Source organism: Devosia beringensis (assembly GCF_014926585.1).
Lineage (GTDB): Bacteria > Pseudomonadota > Alphaproteobacteria > Rhizobiales > Devosiaceae > Devosia > Devosia beringensis.
Genome location: NZ_CP045422.1, coordinates 1,141,676 through 1,158,952 on the forward strand (window position 1 = coordinate 1,141,676; position 17,277 = coordinate 1,158,952).

Annotated in this window: 19 protein-coding genes; 16 read left to right on the plus strand and 3 right to left on the minus strand. The window is 64.8% G+C overall.

Features of this window, described 5'->3' with window-relative positions:
• Window positions 1-1,161, plus strand: a complete 1,161-nt coding sequence (locus GDR53_RS05570; protein WP_232846739.1) for an MFS transporter — start codon at window positions 1-3, stop codon at window positions 1,159-1,161.
• A 45-nt stretch (window positions 1,162-1,206) separates the two neighbouring features.
• A complete protein-coding gene (locus GDR53_RS05575) occupies window positions 1,207-2,646 on the plus strand; it encodes a M81 family metallopeptidase (RefSeq protein ID WP_193337088.1) in 1,440 nt (479 codons plus the stop codon).
• Window positions 2,647-2,698: 52 nt separating this feature from the next.
• Here GDR53_RS05575 and GDR53_RS05580 read toward each other — a convergent pair whose 3' ends face one another.
• On the minus strand, window positions 2,699-3,001 hold the full coding sequence (locus GDR53_RS05580; protein ID WP_193337089.1) for an ArsR/SmtB family transcription factor: 303 nt from the start codon (window positions 2,999-3,001) through the stop codon (window positions 2,699-2,701).
• A gap of 72 nt (window positions 3,002-3,073) precedes the next feature.
• Between GDR53_RS05580 and GDR53_RS05585 the strand changes: the two genes are divergently transcribed.
• The 4 genes from GDR53_RS05585 to GDR53_RS05600 all read left to right on the plus strand — a co-directional run bounded on the left by GDR53_RS05585 (window position 3,074) and on the right by GDR53_RS05600 (window position 5,439).
• Entirely contained in the window at window positions 3,074-3,295 is a 222-nt protein-coding gene (locus GDR53_RS05585; RefSeq protein ID WP_193337090.1) for a YgaP family membrane protein, read from the plus strand.
• A gap of 36 nt (window positions 3,296-3,331) precedes the next feature.
• Complete coding sequence (locus GDR53_RS05590; protein WP_193337091.1) at window positions 3,332-4,225, plus strand: MBL fold metallo-hydrolase; 894 nt, start codon at window positions 3,332-3,334, stop codon at window positions 4,223-4,225.
• 41 nt (window positions 4,226-4,266) lie between these two features.
• The gene (locus GDR53_RS05595) at window positions 4,267-4,587 is read left to right on the plus strand and encodes a TIGR01244 family sulfur transferase (RefSeq protein ID WP_193337092.1); all 321 of its coding nucleotides are present in this window, start codon (window positions 4,267-4,269) and stop codon (window positions 4,585-4,587) included.
• 66 nt (window positions 4,588-4,653) lie between these two features.
• Complete coding sequence (locus GDR53_RS05600; protein ID WP_193337093.1) at window positions 4,654-5,439, plus strand: sulfite exporter TauE/SafE family protein; 786 nt, start codon at window positions 4,654-4,656, stop codon at window positions 5,437-5,439.
• Window positions 5,440-5,459: 20 nt separating this feature from the next.
• Here GDR53_RS05600 and GDR53_RS05605 read toward each other — a convergent pair whose 3' ends face one another.
• The gene (locus GDR53_RS05605; protein WP_332872416.1) at window positions 5,460-6,134 is read right to left on the minus strand and encodes a GntR family transcriptional regulator; all 675 of its coding nucleotides are present in this window, start codon (window positions 6,132-6,134) and stop codon (window positions 5,460-5,462) included.
• A 178-nt stretch (window positions 6,135-6,312) separates the two neighbouring features.
• On the opposite strand from GDR53_RS05605, the gene GDR53_RS05610 reads away from it, so the two are divergent.
• From GDR53_RS05610 to GDR53_RS05655, 10 genes are all read left to right on the plus strand, one after another.
• A complete protein-coding gene (locus tag GDR53_RS05610; protein ID WP_193337095.1) occupies window positions 6,313-7,410 on the plus strand; it encodes a branched-chain amino acid ABC transporter substrate-binding protein in 1,098 nt (365 codons plus the stop codon).
• A gap of 75 nt (window positions 7,411-7,485) precedes the next feature.
• A complete protein-coding gene (locus GDR53_RS05615) occupies window positions 7,486-8,400 on the plus strand; it encodes a branched-chain amino acid ABC transporter permease (RefSeq protein WP_193337096.1) in 915 nt (304 codons plus the stop codon).
• Between the two features lie 2 nt (window positions 8,401-8,402).
• Window positions 8,403-9,365 (plus strand): branched-chain amino acid ABC transporter permease, encoded by a 963-nt coding sequence (locus tag GDR53_RS05620; protein WP_193337097.1) that lies wholly within the window; start codon window positions 8,403-8,405, stop codon window positions 9,363-9,365.
• Between the two features lie 2 nt (window positions 9,366-9,367).
• A complete protein-coding gene (locus GDR53_RS05625; protein WP_193337098.1) occupies window positions 9,368-10,153 on the plus strand; it encodes an ABC transporter ATP-binding protein in 786 nt (261 codons plus the stop codon).
• Window positions 10,150-10,875 carry an ABC transporter ATP-binding protein gene (locus GDR53_RS05630; RefSeq protein ID WP_193337099.1) on the plus strand — a complete coding sequence of 242 codons (726 nt, stop codon included), beginning with the start codon at window positions 10,150-10,152 and terminating at the stop codon, window positions 10,873-10,875. The genes GDR53_RS05625 and GDR53_RS05630 overlap by 4 nt, the downstream gene beginning before the upstream one ends.
• A gap of 31 nt (window positions 10,876-10,906) precedes the next feature.
• Window positions 10,907-11,812 carry a dihydrodipicolinate synthase family protein gene (locus tag GDR53_RS05635; protein WP_193337100.1) on the plus strand — a complete coding sequence of 302 codons (906 nt, stop codon included), beginning with the start codon at window positions 10,907-10,909 and terminating at the stop codon, window positions 11,810-11,812.
• 18 nt (window positions 11,813-11,830) lie between these two features.
• Window positions 11,831-13,081 carry an NAD(P)/FAD-dependent oxidoreductase gene (locus GDR53_RS05640; RefSeq protein ID WP_193337101.1) on the plus strand — a complete coding sequence of 417 codons (1,251 nt, stop codon included), beginning with the start codon at window positions 11,831-11,833 and terminating at the stop codon, window positions 13,079-13,081.
• 15 nt (window positions 13,082-13,096) lie between these two features.
• Entirely contained in the window at window positions 13,097-14,098 is a 1,002-nt protein-coding gene (locus GDR53_RS05645; RefSeq protein ID WP_193337102.1) for a 4-hydroxyproline epimerase, read from the plus strand.
• Between the two features lie 17 nt (window positions 14,099-14,115).
• A complete protein-coding gene (locus tag GDR53_RS05650; protein WP_193337103.1) occupies window positions 14,116-15,219 on the plus strand; it encodes a cis-3-hydroxy-L-proline dehydratase in 1,104 nt (367 codons plus the stop codon).
• A 22-nt stretch (window positions 15,220-15,241) separates the two neighbouring features.
• The gene (locus tag GDR53_RS05655; RefSeq protein ID WP_193337104.1) at window positions 15,242-16,273 is read left to right on the plus strand and encodes a trans-3-hydroxy-L-proline dehydratase; all 1,032 of its coding nucleotides are present in this window, start codon (window positions 15,242-15,244) and stop codon (window positions 16,271-16,273) included.
• Here the strand turns inward: GDR53_RS05655 and lhpI are convergent, their stop codons facing one another.
• Window positions 16,274-17,215 (minus strand): bifunctional Delta(1)-pyrroline-2-carboxylate/Delta(1)-piperideine-2-carboxylate reductase, encoded by a 942-nt coding sequence (lhpI, locus tag GDR53_RS05660; protein WP_193337105.1) that lies wholly within the window; start codon window positions 17,213-17,215, stop codon window positions 16,274-16,276.
• Between the last annotated feature and the right edge of the window lie 62 nt (window positions 17,216-17,277).

Sequence of the window (17,277 nt, forward strand, 5' to 3'; positions counted from 1 at the left end):
ATGCTCTCTCCCCAGCGCCTGACCATGCTGATCTTCCTGCTGCAGCCGATTGCCTTCGGCTCTTGGCTGCCGCGGATTCCGGATGTCCAGCAGGCGCTGGGCCTGGGGCCGCAGGGCTTGGCGATCGCCCTGCTCGGCCTGCCCTGTGGCACGCTGCTGACGCTGCCCTTTGCCGGACCGCTGGTGGGCAGGATCGGGCCGCGCCGGGCGATTCTCATCGGCATGATGCTCTATTCCATCGCCACCTGCCTGCCGGCGCTGGCGCTCACCCCGGCTTTGCTGTTCGTGGCGCTGATGCTGGCCGGCTCGTCGCTGTCCTTTGTCGAGCTCGGCCTCAACGTCCAGGCGGACCTGGTGGAAAAATCCACCGGCGCGGTGATCATGACGACGTCACACGGCTTCTGGTCAGTGGGCATCATGCTGGGAAGCCTGCTCGGTTCGGGCCTTGCCGCACTCGGCCTGGCGGCAGGCCACGCCATCGCGCTGGTGGCCGTTGTAGTGCTGCCGCTGGCGCTGCTGGTGGCAAATGCGCTGCCGGTCATGCAGGCCGCAATACCCACAGGCGAGAACCAGCGCTCCGTCTGGGCGTTTCCGAGCTGGGCGCTGCTGGGCATCTGCTTCTTTGTCTTCGGCATCACCATGACCGAGGGCGCCATGGCCGACTGGTCGGCCATCTTCCTGCGCGATGCGCTGGGCGCCAATGCCGGCACGGTGGGGCTGGGCTATGCGGTGTTTGCCATGATGGTGGCCGCCGGCCGTTTTGGCGGCGATACCCTGAAGCGCCGCTTCGGCGCGGTCAACACGGCGCGCATCTGCGGCAGCCTGGCGCTGTGCGGCGCGGCGATCCTGTTTGTCGCGCCCAGCACGCCGATCGCCCTGGTCGGCTTCGGCATTATCGGGTTGGGCGTCTCGGTGGGGTTCCCGCTGGCCGTCACCGCGGCGGCGAGCCTGACCGATCGCACGGCCTCGGCCAATGTCGCCATCTTGAGCTTTGTCGCCCTGCTGGGCTTCCTCGTCGGCCCGCCGGTCATCGGCTTTGTCGCCGAACATGCCGATATGCGGCTGGCCATTGCCTGCCTCGTGCCGGTGCTGCTGGTCAGCCTGCTGCTGACCGAGCGACTCGCCACGGCGCGACCTAAATCCCTCGCCATTCGGGCATAGCCCGCATGGCCCTCTGACGATTTGTCCTACGGAGTGGTTTCGAAGATGCGTATTGCTGTTGCTGGCCTGCATACCGAATGCAGCACCTATAATCCCGTCCTCGCCCGCGAAGCCGATTTTCGCGTGTTGCGCGGGCCCACCATGCTCAAGGATGCCTATTTCGATTTCCTGACGCATTTCCCGGCCGAGTTCATCACCGTGCTGCATGCCCGCGCGATTGCCGGCGGGCCGGTGGAAGGCGCGCTCTATGCCCGCTGGAAGGCGGAAATCCTCGACGGCATCAAGGCCGCGCTGCCGCTGGACGGCGTCTATCTGGCCATGCACGGGGCGATGTTCGTCGACGGCCTGTTCGATGCCGAGGGCGACTTCATCGCCGCAGTACGGGCGCTGGTGGGCCCCGACGTGCTGATCGCGGCCAGCTATGACCTGCATGGCAATGTCAGCCAGGCCATCATCGACAGCCTCGACATCTTTTCCACCTATCGCACGGCGCCGCATATCGACGTGCAGGACACGATGCGCCGCGCCGTGACCATGCTGGTGCGGGCGCTGCGCTCGGGGCAGCGTCCCGTGGTGGCCTGGGCGCCGGTGCCGGTGCTGCTGCCGGGTGAGCGCACGTCGACCCAGGACGAGCCCGCGCGCAGCTTCTACACCCAGCTGCAGGCTGCCGAGGATCCGACCGGGATCTGGGATGCCTCGTTCCAGGTGGGCTATGTCTGGGCCGACGAGCCGCGCGCCACGGCCTGCGCGGTGGTGACCGGCACCGACCGGCTGGCCATGACCGCGGCAGCCCGCACGCTGGCGCAGGACTATTGGGACATTCGCGAACAGTTCGTGTTCGGCACGACCACGGGCAGTATCGAGGAATGCGTCGACTGGGCGCTGGAAGCGACCACCGGGCCGGTGGTGCTGGCCGAGTCGGGCGACAATCCGACCGGGGGCGGCGTGGGCGACCGGGCGGAGGTGCTGGCCGAACTGATGGCCAATGATGCGCAGGGCGTGGTGTTTGCCGGCATTGCCGACAAGGCCGCCACGGACGCGGCCTATGCAGCTGGCGTCGGCGCGAGCATCAGCGTGACGATCGGGGGCAGCCTCGACCCGTCCAGCGTGGTCGTGCAGACCGAGGCCGAGGTCAGGTTTCTGGTCGAGACCAGTGAGCCGCACCTGCGCGAAGCGGTGCTGCGGATCGGCGGCATCGACCTGGTGGTCACGGCCCGCCGCCGGCCCTTCCACAATATTGCCGACTTCACCCGGCTCGGGCTCGACCCGCGCACGGCGAGGATTGTCGTGGTCAAATCGGGCTATCTGTCGCCCGAGCTGGGGCCGATCGCCAATCCCAGCCTGATGGCGCTGTCGCCCGGCGTGGTGGACCAGTTTGTCGAACGACTGGAGCGCCAGCACAAGAGCGTCCCGCAATATCCGTTCGACAAGGACTTTGCTTGGGCGCCGACCGTGCTGTGGTCCAGGCTGGCCGAGACGCGCTGAGCGGCGCCACCCCTGGTGGTCGCGGCTCAGCCGCGACCACGACGGCCTGACCTCAACTGCAATAGATGCCGTAAAGCGTCGTGAGGATCATGCGCACGTCATCGGAAGCGATGGCGTAGAATACCTGCTGCCCCTCGCGCCGTGTGGTGACGAAATTCCAGGCGCGCAGTTTGGACAGGTGCTGGCTGAGCGGGGACTGCGCCAGCCCAACCCGCGTCTCCAGATCGCTGACATTCATCTCGCCATCAAGCAGACAGCACAGAATTCTCAGGCGCTTGGCATTGGCCATGGCGGTCAGCAGACGCGATGCCTGCTCGGCATTGGCCTCAAGTTTTGCGATTTCCATCTTGACCATATTAGAATGTTCTAATAAACATATATTCACGTTGATTAGCACTCAAACCCCTCACTCGGCAAGGAGCAGTTCATGAAAGCCAATATCGGCAGCGTCGACCGCATCATTCGGGCCATCGTGGGCCTGCTGCTGGTCCTGGCGCCTTTTGTCAGCGGGCTGGCCCTGTTTGCCGAACCGATCTGGCTGTGGGGCAGCGTGGTGGTGGGCGTAGTGCTGATCGCCACTGCCAGCATCAGCTTCTGCCCGCTCTATGCGCCTTTCGGCCTGTCGACACGCCGGCCGGACGGCCGCTGAGCGGTGCAAGACCGAACCCATGCAAAGGAAATGTCCATGACGTCCCTTCCCTTCACGCCTGAACTCGACGTGCATCCCGAAGTCACCGCATTCTTTGATGAACCGACCAATACGATCAGCTATGTGGTCAAGGATCCGGAATCGAATGCCTGCGCCGTCATCGACTCGGTGATGGACATCGACTATGCGGCCGGCCGCATCACCTATGACGGTGCCGACGCGATCATCGCCCATATCGAAAAGCACCAGCTCAAGCTGGAATGGCTGATCGAGACGCATGTGCATGCCGATCACCTGTCGGCGGCGCCCTATATCCAGAGCAAGCTCGGCGGCAAGCTGGGCATTGGCGAGAATATCCGCATCGTGCAGGAAACCTTCGGCAAGGTCTTCAATGAAGGCACCGAGTTCCAGCGCGACGGCAGTCAGTTCGACCGGCTGTTCACCGACGGCGACAGCTACCAGATCGGCGGCCTGACCGTGCATGTAATGCACACGCCGGGCCATACCCCGGCCTGCATGACGCATGTGGCCGGTGACGCGGCCTTTGTCGGCGATACGCTGTTCATGCCCGATGGCGGCTCGGCCCGTGCCGATTTCCCCGGCGGCGATGCGCGCACGCTCTACCGGTCAATCCAGCGCGTGCTGGCCCTGCCCGGCCAGACAAGGCTGTTCATGTGCCACGATTACGGCCCGAACGGCCGCGACATCGCGTGGGAAACCACGGTGGCCGACGAGATCGAGCACAATATCCATGTCGGCAAGGGCACCGACGAGGACAGTTTCGTCAAGATGCGGGAAGCCCGCGACGCGACGCTGGCCATGCCCAAGCTGATTATCCCGTCGCTGCAGGTCAATATGCGCGCCGGCCAGCTGCCGCCCAAGGACAAGGACGGCAAGACCTATCTCAAAGTGCCCGTGAACGGATTGTAGCCATGTGGCCCTTCACCTCTTCCAAACCGAAAGACCGAAAAATGAACCTCAAGAAGATTGCGCCTGACTTTTCCACCACCGGGCAGATCACGCCCGAGCAGATCGGTGACGTGGCGGCAGCCGGTTTCAAATCCATCGTCTGCGCCCGCCCCGACCAGGAAGATGCCAACCAGCCGGCCTTTGCCGAAGTGGCCAAGGCGGCCAAGGCGGCGGGCCTGGAAATCGTGCACATTCCGGTGTCGGGCATGCTCGGCGAAGGCCAGATCATCCGCTTCCACGACGCCTGGCAGTCCATGCCCAAGCCGATGCTGGGCTATTGCCGCTCCGGCATGCGGGCGGGCAGCCTTTACGCCACGCTCTGACCAATGCGGCCGGCCCGATAAGGGCCGGCACGCTGCTCGCCGCGCCCTGCGGCCGAAAGTAGGCCCATGTTTCTCGACCCCATCCAATATCTGCTGGGCACGCTTTCGGGCAGCCTGGTCGGCTTCACGCTAGGCCTGTTCGGCGGCGGCGGCTCGATCCTTGCCGTACCACTGATGGTCTATGTGGTGGGGGTGCCGGTGGCCCATATGGCGATCGGCACCAGCGCCATTGCCGTGGCGGCCAATGCGGCGGCCAATCTGGTGGCCCATGCCCGGCGCGGCAATGTGCTGTGGCGCTGCGCCATCATCTATACGGTGGCCGGCGTGGCCGGCGCCTTTTTCGGCTCGCTGCTGGGCAAGGCCATGGATGGCGAGAAGCTGTTGTTTCTGTTCGCCCTGCTGATGCTGGTGGTGGGGGCGCTGATGTTCCGCGGCCGCGGCAATCCGGGCACGCCGGGCGTGACCTGCACCCGCGAAAAGGCGCCCAAGGTCGTCGGCTATGGCGGCCTGACCGGGCTGCTGTCGGGCTTTTTCGGCATTGGCGGGGGCTTTCTCATCGTGCCGGGCCTCGTCGCCTCGACCGGCATGCCGATGCTCAACGCCATCGGCTCGTCACTGCTTGCCGTGACCGCCTTCGGGCTGACGACGGCGATCAGCTATGCCTTTTCCGGCTTTGTCGACTGGCCGCTGGCGGCGGTGTTTGTCGGCGGCGGCGTGCTGGGCGGACTACTGGGCACCCGGGTCGCGGGGCGGCTATCGAGCAAGAAGGGCGCGCTCAACATCGCCTTTGCCGGGCTGATCGTGGTGGTGGCGCTCTATATGGCAGCGCGGACGATCACCGCATTCTTCTGAGACGTCTGCCAGCGGCCCGATCAACCCTGCTGCGCCAGGATGCCGGTCAAGGATGCGGAGGCCTGCAGGATATGCTGGCGGGTCAGGTCGGCGGCGCGCTCGGCGTCGCGGGCACGGCAGGCGTCGACAATCTGCTGGTGTTCGAGAATGGCGCGCTCGCGGCCATGGGCCAGCGCCAGCTGGGCGCGGATATAGCGCTCGACCCGATCATTGGCCTTTTCGGCGGCGGCGAAGAAGTAGGGCAGGCCGGCATCGACATAGAGGGCTGAATGGAACAGGCGATTGAGATCGCCCCAGCGCCCGGCATCCTCCTCCCGGGCAAAGGCATCGCACAGGCTCTGGGCATGATCGAGCGCCTGGGCGCTCATGCGCGGCACGGAATGGGCGATCAGCTTGGGTTCGACGGTGGCGCGGAAATCGAAGATCTCCTCGATCTCGGCGCTCGACATGCGGCTGACCACGACGCCCTTGTAGCGCACCGAATTGACCAGGCCGATGGCCTCGAGGCGCTTGAGCGCCTCGCGCACCGGGATGCGGCTGACATTGAACATGCGGGCAATGGCGTCCTGGCGCAGGGTCTGGCCCTCGGCCAGTTCGCCGCGGATGATCGCCACGCGCAGGGCATCGTGGATGACATCTGACGAGGAGGCGCCCGCCCCCAGATCGGAAGCATGCGCGCTGAGCTTTTCGATCAAACCACTTCCTCCACGGGCGGGAATGACCCGGCTTTTACCGGTGCCGGAGACCCGCCACAATCGCCGTGTGCCGCTATCAACATAGCATGTTGTATATTGGATACAATCGTGCAAATCTTTCCGTCTGAGGGCCTGGCGCAGGGGAACAATGCCGGGCTCGACCACAGGGAGACTACCCATGAAGACAGCTGCACTTCTCGCCACCACCGCCATTGCCCTGGCTTTCGCCGCGCCGGCCTATGCGGATATGACCATCGGCATTCTGGTGCCCACGACGGGTTCGGAAGCCACCTATGGCCAGGACATGGCCAATGCCGTGAACCTGGCGATCACCGAAATCAATGCCGCGGGCGGCATTATGGGCGAACAGCTGACCTCGGTGATCGGCGATGACGGTTGCGACCCGCAGGCAGCCGTGAATGCGGCCAGCAAGCTGGCCTCCTCGGACGTTGTGGGCATCGTGGGCGGCTATTGCTCGGGCGCCACCGTGCCGACGCTCAAGATCTTCGGCGATGCCGGCATTCCCTTCGTGATTGCCGCCGCCAACTCGACCCAGTTGATCCCGGCCAATCCGGGCAATGCCTTCATGATCAACTCCACCGGCAATGACCAGGTGACCAAGGCTGTAGAATATTTCACCGCCCAGGGCGTCAAGTCGCTGGCCATCGTCAACCAGGGCGACGCCTATTCGCAGGACCTTGCCGACCTGACCAAGACGGCTTGGGAAGGCGCGGGCAATACCGTGCCGGCCTTCGAAGTCGCCAACAAGGGTGAGCAGGACTACTCGGCTATCGTCACGGCCATCCGTTCGGCCAATCCCGATGCCGTGTTCTGGACCGCCTATTATGCCGATGGTGGCCTGCTGATCCGCCAGCTGCGCCAGGCTGGCTACCAGGGCAAGATCGCCGTGGGTGACGGCTCCAACTCGCCGGAGCTGTTCGCCATTGCCGGTTCCGCCGCCGAGGGCGTGGTGGGCTTTTCCAACCCGACCGCCGAATTCCTGCCTGAAGCGCAGGATTTCATCGCCGACTATACCGCTGCCTATGGCACGGCCCCCGGCCCCTATGCGCCACTGGCCTATGACGGCATGAACCTTTTGGCTGCAGCCATTACGGCAGCGGGCGGCAGCGATGCCGCCGCGGTCACCGAAGCGCTCAAGGCCAGCGACTATACCGGCATTGCCGGGCAGATCACCTTCACCCGGGAAAACACCCTGGCGCGCTCCAACTTCGTGGTGTTGCAGGGCGCCGGCGGCAAGTGGGCGCTGGCTGACTAGACAGGCTGGACTCTGGCCCCGCCGTCCATAAGGGCGGCGGGGCCAACCACATGGTGGCTGGTGGGGAGCTTGTGAATGACGATCTTTGATATCTTTGCGCAGCAGCTGGTAAACGGGCTGGTGCTCGGTTCGTTCTATGCGCTGGTGGCGCTGGGCTACACCATGATCTTCGGTGTGGTGAAGCTGCTCAATTTCGCGCATGGCGACATCTATATGGTGGGCGGCTTTATCGGCTTTCTGGTGCTGTCGGTGGTGGCGCCGATCGTCGGGCCGGGCTGGAGCGGCGTGGCCGTCTCCATGGTGGTGGCGATGATCGCGGTGGGCTTTCTCGGCGTCGTCATCCAGCGCATTGCCTATCAGCCGATGCTCAACGCGCCGCGGCTGTCGATCCTGATCACGGCGCTGGCGGTGTCGCTGGTGCTGCAGAACGGCGTGCTGACGCTGACGCATGGGCAATACCAGCCGATGGGCGCCGATCTCGGCTTTGGCGGGGTCAATCTGGGCCTGCTGTTCATCAGCAACAACCAGATGATCCTGGTCGGCACTGCCGCCGCGCTGATGATCGGGCTCGAGCTCTTCGTCTCGCGTACCCAGTATGGACGGGCGATGCGGGCGATCTCCATCGACAAGGACATGTGCCGGCTGATGGGGATCAATGTGACGGCGGTCATCGCCGTGACCTTCTTCATCGGCTCGGCGCTGGCGGCAGCGGCCGGCACCATGGCCGGCGCCTATTATGGCTCGGTCTGGTATTTCATGGGCTTTCTGATCGGCATCAAGGCGTTCACCGCCGCGGTGATCGGCGGCATCGGCTCGATACCCGGCGCCATGCTGGGCGGGCTGATCCTAGGGCTGCTGGAATCCTTTGGCACGCAGATCCCCGGCATTGGCAGCGAGTGGAAGGACGTGTTCTCGTTCTCGGTGCTGATCCTGGTGCTGGTGCTCAAGCCGACGGGCCTGTTGGGCAAGTCCGAGCAGGAGCGCATGTAGCCATGGCCCAGACCCGCTCGAACCTGTTCAACAATCTGATCGCCCAATTCGATACGCCGTGGAAACGCTATGCGGCTTTCGCGGTGATCCTGGCGCTGCTGCTGGTGGCGCCGATTTCGCTCGGCCCCTATGCCACGGTGATCCTGACCAATGCGCTGCTCTATGTGGTGCTGGCGCTGGGGCTCAACGTCGTGGTCGGCTATGCCGGCCTGCTCGACCTGGGCTATGCGGCCTTTTTTGCCGTGGGCGCCTATACGGTGGGCATCCTTACCCACACCTTCGGCTTCAATTTCTGGCTGACGCTGCCGGTGGCTGTGGGCGCGGCCGTGGTGGCCGGCGTGGTGATCGGCACGCCAACCCTGCGCCTGCGTTCGGATTACCTGGCCATCGTGACGCTGGGCTTTGGCGAGATCGTGCGCTTTACCGCGCGCAATCTGGACATTACCGGTGGAGCCAGCGGCATTTCAGGCATCCAGCAGCCCTGGCTGTTCGGCTGGCACATCAATACGCCGTTCGAATTCTACTACGTATTCGTGGTGCTCGCCGTCATTGCGGTGATTGTCAGCGTGCGGCTGCAGCATTCGCGGCTGGGCCGGGCCTGGCTCTATGTGCGGCACGATGAGGACGCGGCCGAGGCGATGGGCATCGACACGGTGCGCGTCAAGCTGGCCGCCTATGTGATCGGCGCCATTTTCGGCTCGATTGGCGGCGCCTTCTTTGCCGTCAATCTGGGCGCGATATCGCCGGAGAGCTTTTCCTTCCAGCAATCGGTGCTGATCCTGATGGCGGTGATCCTGGGCGGAATGGGCAAGATCCCCGGCGTCATCCTGGGGGCCTTCATCGTGGTGCTGGCGCCCGAACTGCTGCGCGACATGGGCGAATTCCGCCTGCTGCTGTTTGCGGTCGGGCTGCTGCTGGTGATGCTGTTCCGCCCCAGCGGCATCTGGCCGGCAAGGGGGAAATGAGCATGAGCAATCCCCTTCTCGCACTGCACGGCGTCAATCTGAGCTTTGCCGGCAATACGGTACTGGACAATGTCGACTTCAGCGTCGGGCGCGGCGTCATTGCCAGCCTGATCGGCCCCAATGGCGCCGGCAAGACCTCGTTGTTCAACTGCATTACCGGCTTTTACAAACCGCAGTCCGGCTCGATCAAGGTTGATGACCAGGAACTGCTTGGCCTCAAGCCCCATCGGGTAACCCAGGCCGGCATTGCCCGCACCTTCCAGAATGTGCGGCTGTTCCAGCAGATGACGGTACTGGAAAATGTCATGAGCGGCAGCCATTGCCGATCCAAGGCCGGGGCGATTGCCGCCATTCTGGGCCTGCCCAGCCAAAGGCGCGAGGAGGCTGACATCCGCGCCCATGCCATCGAGTGCCTGGCTTTTGTCGGCATTGCCGATGAAATGGACCGCGACGCGACCAACCTCGCCTATGGGCATCAGCGGCGCGTGGAGATCGCAAGGGCGCTGGCAACGCGGCCCAAGCTGCTGCTGCTGGACGAGCCGGCAGCCGGGCTCAATGCCGGCGAGAAGGCGGACCTGCTTACACTGATCGGGCGCATCCGCGACGAGCTCGGCATTTCGGTGCTGCTGATCGAGCATGACACGGGCATGGTGATGAAGATTTCCGAACGCATCACCGTGCTCGACCATGGGGTGGTGATCGCCGAGGGGGCGCCCAAGGAAGTGCAGGCCAATCCCAAGGTGATCGAGGCCTATCTGGGCCAGGAAGACGGGGAGGACCTGCTATGAGTACCGCTCCGCAAACCATCCTCGAGCTGGAAAACGTCACTGCCGGCTATGGCAAGATCGTGGCGCTGAACGGCATCAGCATCAAGGTGCAGACCGGCTCCATGGTGACCCTTTTGGGCGCCAATGGCGCGGGCAAGACAACGACGCTGAAAACCATTTCCGGGCTGGTGCGTGCCTCGGGCGGCCGCGTGCTGTTCGAGGGCGACGACATTACCCAAGTGCCGGCGCATGAGATCGCCCGGCGCGGCCTCGTGCATGTGCCCGAGGGCCGCCACGTGCTGCGTGGCCTCAGCGTGCGCGAGAATCTCGAGCTGGGCGCCTTTACCGTCAAGGATCCGGCCCTGCGCCACAAGCGCATGAAAGAGGTGTTCGGACTGTTTCCGGTGCTCGAAAAGCGCCAGCATGGCGACGGCTCGCTGCTGTCGGGCGGCGAGCAGCAGATGCTGGCCATTGGCCGGGCGCTGATGCATGGGCCGCGGCTCTTGTTGCTGGACGAGCCCTCGATGGGGCTGGCGCCCAAGCTGGTGATCGAGACGATGCAAATCGTCAAACGGCTGAGCGAGGCGGGCACGACGATCCTGCTGGTCGAACAGAATGCGCGGCTGGCGCTCAAGCTGGCCCATTACGGCTATGTGCTCGAAAGCGGGCATATCCGCATGCAGGGCGAGGCGGCTGTGCTGCGCGCAGATACCTCCATCGTCCAGGCCTATCTGGGCGACTGAATTTTCTTCAAACCGAGACTGAGAGACTGACATGACTGTAAATTGGCAAGGCGTTATCCCGGCTTTGATGACCGAAATGAAGCAGGGCGGCGCGCTGGACATGCCAGCGACGGCCCGCCATGTGGAATCGAGCCTGAAGGCCGGCTGCGAAGGCTTCATAATGCTGGGCACGCTGGGCGAGAACTCCTCGTTGAGCCTGGATGAAAAAGAGCTGGTGGTCCGCACCGCCGTGGAAGCGGCCAATGGCCGCGCGCCGGTGATTGCCGGCGTTGCCGAATACACCACCGAGCTGGCCATTACCGCCGCCAAGCGGATGAAGGCAGCGGGCGCCGACGGGCTGATGGCGCTGCCGACCATGGTCTATCAGCAGGATGCGCGCGAGGGCGTCGAACACTTCAAGACGCTGGCCCAGGCCGTCGACCTGCCCATCATGATCTACAACAATCATGTCGCCTATAAGCTCGACCTGATGCCCGAGGATTTTGCGGCGCTCAGCGACCAGAAGAACATCGTGGCCGTCAAGGAATCCAGCCATGACAGCCGCCGTATCACCGACATGATCAATGTTCTGGGCGACCGTTACGACCTGTTCTGCGGCGTCGACGACCTGATGCTGGAAAACGTGCTGTTCGGCGCAGTGGGCTGGGTATCGGGCATGACCAACAGCTTCCCCAAGGAAGCGGTGACCATGTTCAAGCTGGCCAAGGCCGGCCGCGTCGAAGAAGCGCTGGCGATCTATCGCTGGTTCATGCCGGTGCTGCATCTCGATACCAAGGTCAAGCTGGTGCAGTATATCAAGCTGGCCAACCAGATGGCCGGCGAAGGCGCCGAATGGGTCCGCGCACCGCGCCTGACGCTGATCGGCGAGGAACGGGCGATGATCGAAAAGATCGTGCAGACCGCCATCGATACGCGCCCGCAGCTGCCCGTACTGTAACCGATCGGCAGACCACAGATGGGCACGGCCGCAACGGCTGATATCGTCATTGTCGGGGCCGGCATCATCGGGCTGTCGGCAGCGTTCCGCCTGCAACAGGCGGGGCGCCAGGTGACCCTGATCGACCGCGCCGGCATGGCGCATGGCGCCAGCTTCGGCAATGCCGCGGCCTTTGCCTTTACCGACGTGCTGCCGATGGCGGCCAAGGGGATGCTTGGCAAGGTGCCCGGCTGGCTGATGGACCCGCTGGGGCCGCTGAGCATTCCGCCGGCCTATCTGCCGCAGATTACCCCCTGGCTGGTGCGCTTCTGGCGCGCCGGCTGGCGGGACAGGCGCGACGCCAGCATCGCCGCGCAGGTGGCGCTGATGGACCTGGCGCGCAGCGAGATGGCCGACCTCACCAAGGCGGCCGGCACCGCGCATATGGTGCGCTCGGACGGCTCGCTCGAGCTTTACGAGAGCGAGGCAGAATTTGCTGCCGGCCTGCCCGGCTGGGCGGTACGGCAGGAGCACGATATCGGCTTTGAGCATGTGCGCGGGGCCAGGCTCGAAGAGCTGCAGCCGGGCCTGTCACCGCGCTTTGTCGCCGGGACCTTCGTGCCGCAATGGCAGACGGTGAGCGAACCCTATGAATTTGCCTGTGCGCTGGGCGAAGCCCTGCTGGCGCAGGGGGCCAGCCTGCTGACCGAGGCGGTGCGCAGCGTGGTGCCCAGCAGCGACGGCATTACCGTGACGCTGGACAATGGCACAGAGATCACCGCCAAGCAGGTGGTAATCGCCTGCGGCGCCTGGTCGAAACCGCTGGCGGCGGCGCTGGGCGACACGGTGCCGCTCGACACCGAACGGGGCTATAATACCACCCTGCCCGCCGGTGCCTTCGCGCTACAGCGCCAGCTGATCTTTGGCGGGCACGGCTTTGTCGTGACGCCGCTGGCCAATGGCATTCGCGTCGGCGGCGCGGTGGAACTGGGCGGGCTCGACCTGCCGCCCAATTACGCCCGGGCCGATGCCATGCTGAAAAAGGCGGCCAGTTTCATGCCGGGGCTGAAGACCGAGGGCGGCAAGCAGTGGATGGGCTTCCGTCCGTCCCTGCCGGACAGCCTGCCGGTGATCGGACCATCCTCGGCATCGCCCGATATCATCTATGCCTTCGGACACGGCCATCTGGGGCTGACGCAATCGGCGGCGACGGGGCGGCTGGTGGCCGACCTCATCGCCCGCACCAAGCCTTCAATCGACATCACGCCCTTTGCGGCGACACGTTTCTAATCCGGACATCAGACCATGGCACGACACAGCTTCTTTTGCATAGACGGACATACCTGCGGCAACCCGGTGCGGCTGGTGGCCGGCGGCGGGCCGCTGCTCAAGGGCGGCTCCATGCTGGAGCGGCGCGCCGATTTCCTCGCCAACCATGACTGGATCCGCACCGCGCTGATGTTCGAGCCGCGCGGCCATGATGTGATGTCGGGCTCGATCCTTTATCCCCCCAATGACCCGGCCAATGACATGGCGATCCTCTTCATCGAGACCTCGGGGTGCCTGGCCATGTGCGGCCACGGCACGATCGGCACGGTGACCATGGCGATCGAGCAGGGGCTGATCACGCCGAAGGTCGAGGGCGTGGTGCGGCTCGAAGTCCCGGCCGGGCTGGTGATCGCCGAATATACCAAGGTTGGCGACTATGTGGAGGAGGTGAAAATAAACAATGTACCCTCCTTCCTCTACAAGACCGGTCTCGAAGTCGAGTGCCCGGACCTCGGGCTGCTCACGGTCGACGTGGCATATGGCGGCAATTTCTATGCGATCGTCGATCCGCAGCAGAATTTTGGTGACATGGACCAGTTCTCGGCGGCCGACTTCATCCGCTGGAGCCCGGTACTGCGGCAGCGATTGAACACGGCGCACAGCTTCGTGCATCCTGAAAAGCCTGGGATCAACGGGCTCAGCCACATCATGTGGACCGGCGCGCCCAAGACGGCAGGTGGCACGGCGCGCAATGCGGTGTTTTATGGCGACAAGGCCATCGACCGCTCGCCCTGCGGCACCGGCACCTCGGCGCGCATGGCGCAGTGGCATGGCAAGGGCAAGCTCAAGCAGGGCGACGCCTTCATCCACGAGAGCATTATCGGCTCGATCTTCAAGGGGCGCGTCGAGGAGACGCTGAGCGTGGGCGGCCTACCGGCCATCGTGCCCTCGATCGCCGGCTGGGCGCGGATGACCGGACTCAACACGATTTTTGTCGATGACCGCGACCCGTTCAAGCACGGCTTCCTCGTCAGCTAACCCAAGGACACTGCGCCATGAAGATTACCGCCATCACCGCCTGGCAGGTCGACCTGCCGCTCAAGGAGGGCCGCTATAGCTGGTCCAACGGCAATTTCGTCGAGGTGTTCGACACCACGGTGGTGGCGGTGGAGACCGATGCCGGGATTACCGGCTATGCCGAATGCTGCCCGCTGGGCTCGGCCTACCTGCCGGCCTATGCGCTGGGCGTGCGCAGCGGGCTGCAGGAGATCGGCCCCAAGCTGCTGGGCATGGACCCCACCAATCTGGGTGAGATCAACCGGCATATGGACGCCGTGCTGCGCGGGCACAATTACGTCAAGGCGCCGATCGACATTGCTTGCTGGGACATATTGGGCAAGCTGACGGGGCTGCCGGTCTATGCGCTGCTGGGCGGGGCGGCGCAGGACAAGGTGGCGCTCTACCGCGCCATTTCCCAGCAATCGCCCGAGGAAATGGCGGCCAAGATCGCCGGCTATCGCGCCGAGGGCTATACCAAGTTCCAGCTCAAGGTGGGCGGCAATGCCGACGAGGATATTGCGCGTATCCGGGCCTGCCGGGCGATCCTCAATCCCAGCGATATCCTGGTGGCCGATGCCAATACGGGTTGGACCCGCGCCGAGGCGGCGCGCGTGGTGGCGGCGGTGGCCGATGTCGACGTCTATATCGAGCAGCCCTGCATGACCTATGAGGAATGCCTGTCGATCCGCCGCCGTACCGGCAGGCCGTTCATCCTCGACGAGGTGATCGACAATGTCGGTTCGCTGGTCAAGGGCCTGGCCGAAGACGCCATGGACGTGATCAACCTCAAGATTTCCAAGGTCGGCGGGCTGACCAAGGCCAGACTGATGCGCGATCTGGCCGTGGCCAGCGGCATTCCGATGACCATCGAGGATACCTGGGGCGGCGACATCACCACCGCGGCCATCGCCCACCTGGCGCGCTCGACGCCGGAAGAGTTCTGCTTTTCGGCTACCGACTTCAACAGCTATGGCACGGTGTCGATTGCCGAGGGCGCGCCCGAACGGGTCATGGGCTTCATGACGGCCTCGGATGCGCCCGGGCTGGGCGTGACGCCGCGGCAGGACGTGCTGGGGACGCCGGCGCTGCATATTGCCTGACTGATTTTTCCAAGGACCTGACATGCGCTCCACCCGCTCGATCAACATCGTTTCCTGCCATGCCGAGGGCGAGGTGGGCGATGTCATCGTGGGCGGGGTGGCGCCACCGCCGGGCGAGACGATCTGGGAGCAGTCGCGCTGGATCGCCCGAGACCAGAGCCTGCGCAATTTCGTGCTGAACGAGCCGCGCGGCGGGGTGTTCCGCCACATCAACCTGCTGGTCCCGCCCAAGGACAAAAGGGCGGTGATGGGCTGGATCATCATGGAGCCGGAGGATACGCCGCCGATGTCGGGATCGAACTCGATCTGCGTGGCGACGGTGCTGCTCGATACCGGCATCGTGAAGATGACCGAGCCGGAAACCCGCATGGTGCTGGAGGCGCCGGGCGGGCTGGTCGAGATCGTGGCGCAGTGCCGCGACGGCAAGGCGCAGTCGATCACGGTGCGTAACGTACCCAGCTTTGTCGACAGGCTCGACGCCACCATCGAGGTCGAGGGGATCGGCACGCTGACCGTCGACACCGCCTATGGCGGGGACAGTTTCGTGATTGCCGATGCGCGGGCGCTGGGCTTTGCCATCGTGGCAGACGAGGCGCGCGAGCTGGCCGAGACGGGCATCCGCATCACTAGGGCGGCCAATGAGCAGCTCGGCTTTACCCACCCGACCAATGCGGACTGGGCGCATATTTCGTTCTGCCAGCTGGCCGGGCCGCTGGAGACGGTGGACGGCATGCTGAGCGGGGCCAATGCGGTGGCGATCCAGCCAGGCAAGATCGACCGTTCGCCCACCGGCACGGGCTGTTCGGCGCGGATGGCGGTGCTGCAGGCGCGCGGGCTGATGGGGGTGGGCGACCAATATCTGGCCCGCTCGATCATTGGCTCGACCTTTCACTGCCGGCTCGAGGCGCTGACCGACCTGGCCGGCAAGCCAGCGATCATTCCAACCATTACCGGCCGCGCCTGGATTACCGGGACGCGGCAGGAAATGCTCGATCCGGCCGATCCCTGGCCGGCCGGCTATCGCCTGTCGGACACTTGGCCCAGGATCAGCTGATCAGGCGCGATCGGCTGCGGTAAGAGCGACGGCGGCGGCGAGATCCTCGAGCGCCGTACCGACAGACTTGAAGGCAGTGATGGCGGTGTCGCTTTGACGCCCCGGATGGGTGCCGCGGCACAGCATGGCCAGGTCTGCCAGCAGACCCTCGCGGTTCAGCGTGCCGGCGGCGAGGGGGATGGTGATGTCACCGGTCTCCTTGCTGGCGCCCTCGAAGGTATCGACAAAGATACCCCCTGCCCGTGCCAGCACCGCATCATCGGCCTCGCGCATGTCGGTGCGGAAGCTGCCGACGAGATCGACATGGGTGCCGGGGCGCAGCAGCGCGCCGAGCACGATCGGGCTTTTGCTCAGTGTCGCCGTGCTGACGATGTCGGCGTCGCTGACGGCGCTGGCGAAATCGGTGGTGGTGACGATCTGTGGCGCTACGGGGCCGAGTTCATCGGCCAGGGCCTGGGCTTTTTCTAGACTGCGGCTGCACAGGGTCAGCTTGTCGATGGCGAAGATGGCGCAATAGGCCTGGGCGAGGTTTTTCGATACGCGGCCCGTGCCGAGCACGACCAGGTTGCGGCTATTGGGGCGGGCGAGAAAGGTCGCGGCCAGCACCGATGCGGCGGCGGTACGACGGGCGGTCAGTTCGCCGCCATCGATCTGGGCGCGGATGGCGCCGGTCTGGCCGTCGAACAGGGTATAGACGCTGGCCACGGCGGGCAAGTCGCGCTGGTCGTTTTCCGGAAACACCGTCACCAGCTTGACGCCGATGTGCTTTCCCGGCTGCCAGGCTGGCATGAGCAGCAGATTGCCGTTGATGGCGTCGCCGCCGACATGCAGGTGCTGGCGCAAAGGTGCCTCGACACCTTCGGCAAAGGCGGTCTTTAGGGCGGCAAGCAGGACGGGCCAATCAAGGCCCTGGCGAACGTCTTGTGCGGAATAGGTTTTCATGGCCGGCACTATAGGGTCGGCGCGCATCATTGCAACGCGCGCCGACCGGAAATGCCAGGTGA

What these genes read in the sequence shown, in the direction of transcription:
- GDR53_RS05570 (WP_232846739.1), top strand. Translation starts at nt 1, where the DNA reads ATGCTCTCTCCCCAGCGCCTGACCATGCTGATCTTCCTGCTGCAGCCG.
- GDR53_RS05575 (WP_193337088.1), top strand. Translation starts at nt 1,207, where the DNA reads ATGCGTATTGCTGTTGCTGGCCTGCATACCGAATGCAGCACCTATAAT.
- GDR53_RS05580 (WP_193337089.1), bottom strand. Translation starts at nt 3,001, where the DNA reads ATGGTCAAGATGGAAATCGCAAAACTTGAGGCCAATGCCGAGCAGGCA.
- GDR53_RS05585 (WP_193337090.1), top strand. Translation starts at nt 3,074, where the DNA reads ATGAAAGCCAATATCGGCAGCGTCGACCGCATCATTCGGGCCATCGTG.
- GDR53_RS05590 (WP_193337091.1), top strand. Translation starts at nt 3,332, where the DNA reads ATGACGTCCCTTCCCTTCACGCCTGAACTCGACGTGCATCCCGAAGTC.
- GDR53_RS05595 (WP_193337092.1), top strand. Translation starts at nt 4,267, where the DNA reads ATGAACCTCAAGAAGATTGCGCCTGACTTTTCCACCACCGGGCAGATC.
- GDR53_RS05600 (WP_193337093.1), top strand. Translation starts at nt 4,654, where the DNA reads ATGTTTCTCGACCCCATCCAATATCTGCTGGGCACGCTTTCGGGCAGC.
- GDR53_RS05610 (WP_193337095.1), top strand. Translation starts at nt 6,313, where the DNA reads ATGAAGACAGCTGCACTTCTCGCCACCACCGCCATTGCCCTGGCTTTC.
- GDR53_RS05615 (WP_193337096.1), top strand. Translation starts at nt 7,486, where the DNA reads ATGACGATCTTTGATATCTTTGCGCAGCAGCTGGTAAACGGGCTGGTG.
- GDR53_RS05620 (WP_193337097.1), top strand. Translation starts at nt 8,403, where the DNA reads ATGGCCCAGACCCGCTCGAACCTGTTCAACAATCTGATCGCCCAATTC.
- GDR53_RS05625 (WP_193337098.1), top strand. Translation starts at nt 9,368, where the DNA reads ATGAGCAATCCCCTTCTCGCACTGCACGGCGTCAATCTGAGCTTTGCC.
- GDR53_RS05630 (WP_193337099.1), top strand. Translation starts at nt 10,150, where the DNA reads ATGAGTACCGCTCCGCAAACCATCCTCGAGCTGGAAAACGTCACTGCC.
- GDR53_RS05635 (WP_193337100.1), top strand. Translation starts at nt 10,907, where the DNA reads ATGACTGTAAATTGGCAAGGCGTTATCCCGGCTTTGATGACCGAAATG.
- GDR53_RS05640 (WP_193337101.1), top strand. Translation starts at nt 11,831, where the DNA reads ATGGGCACGGCCGCAACGGCTGATATCGTCATTGTCGGGGCCGGCATC.
- GDR53_RS05645 (WP_193337102.1), top strand. Translation starts at nt 13,097, where the DNA reads ATGGCACGACACAGCTTCTTTTGCATAGACGGACATACCTGCGGCAAC.
- GDR53_RS05650 (WP_193337103.1), top strand. Translation starts at nt 14,116, where the DNA reads ATGAAGATTACCGCCATCACCGCCTGGCAGGTCGACCTGCCGCTCAAG.
- GDR53_RS05655 (WP_193337104.1), top strand. Translation starts at nt 15,242, where the DNA reads ATGCGCTCCACCCGCTCGATCAACATCGTTTCCTGCCATGCCGAGGGC.
- lhpI (WP_193337105.1), bottom strand. Translation starts at nt 17,215, where the DNA reads ATGAAAACCTATTCCGCACAAGACGTTCGCCAGGGCCTTGATTGGCCC.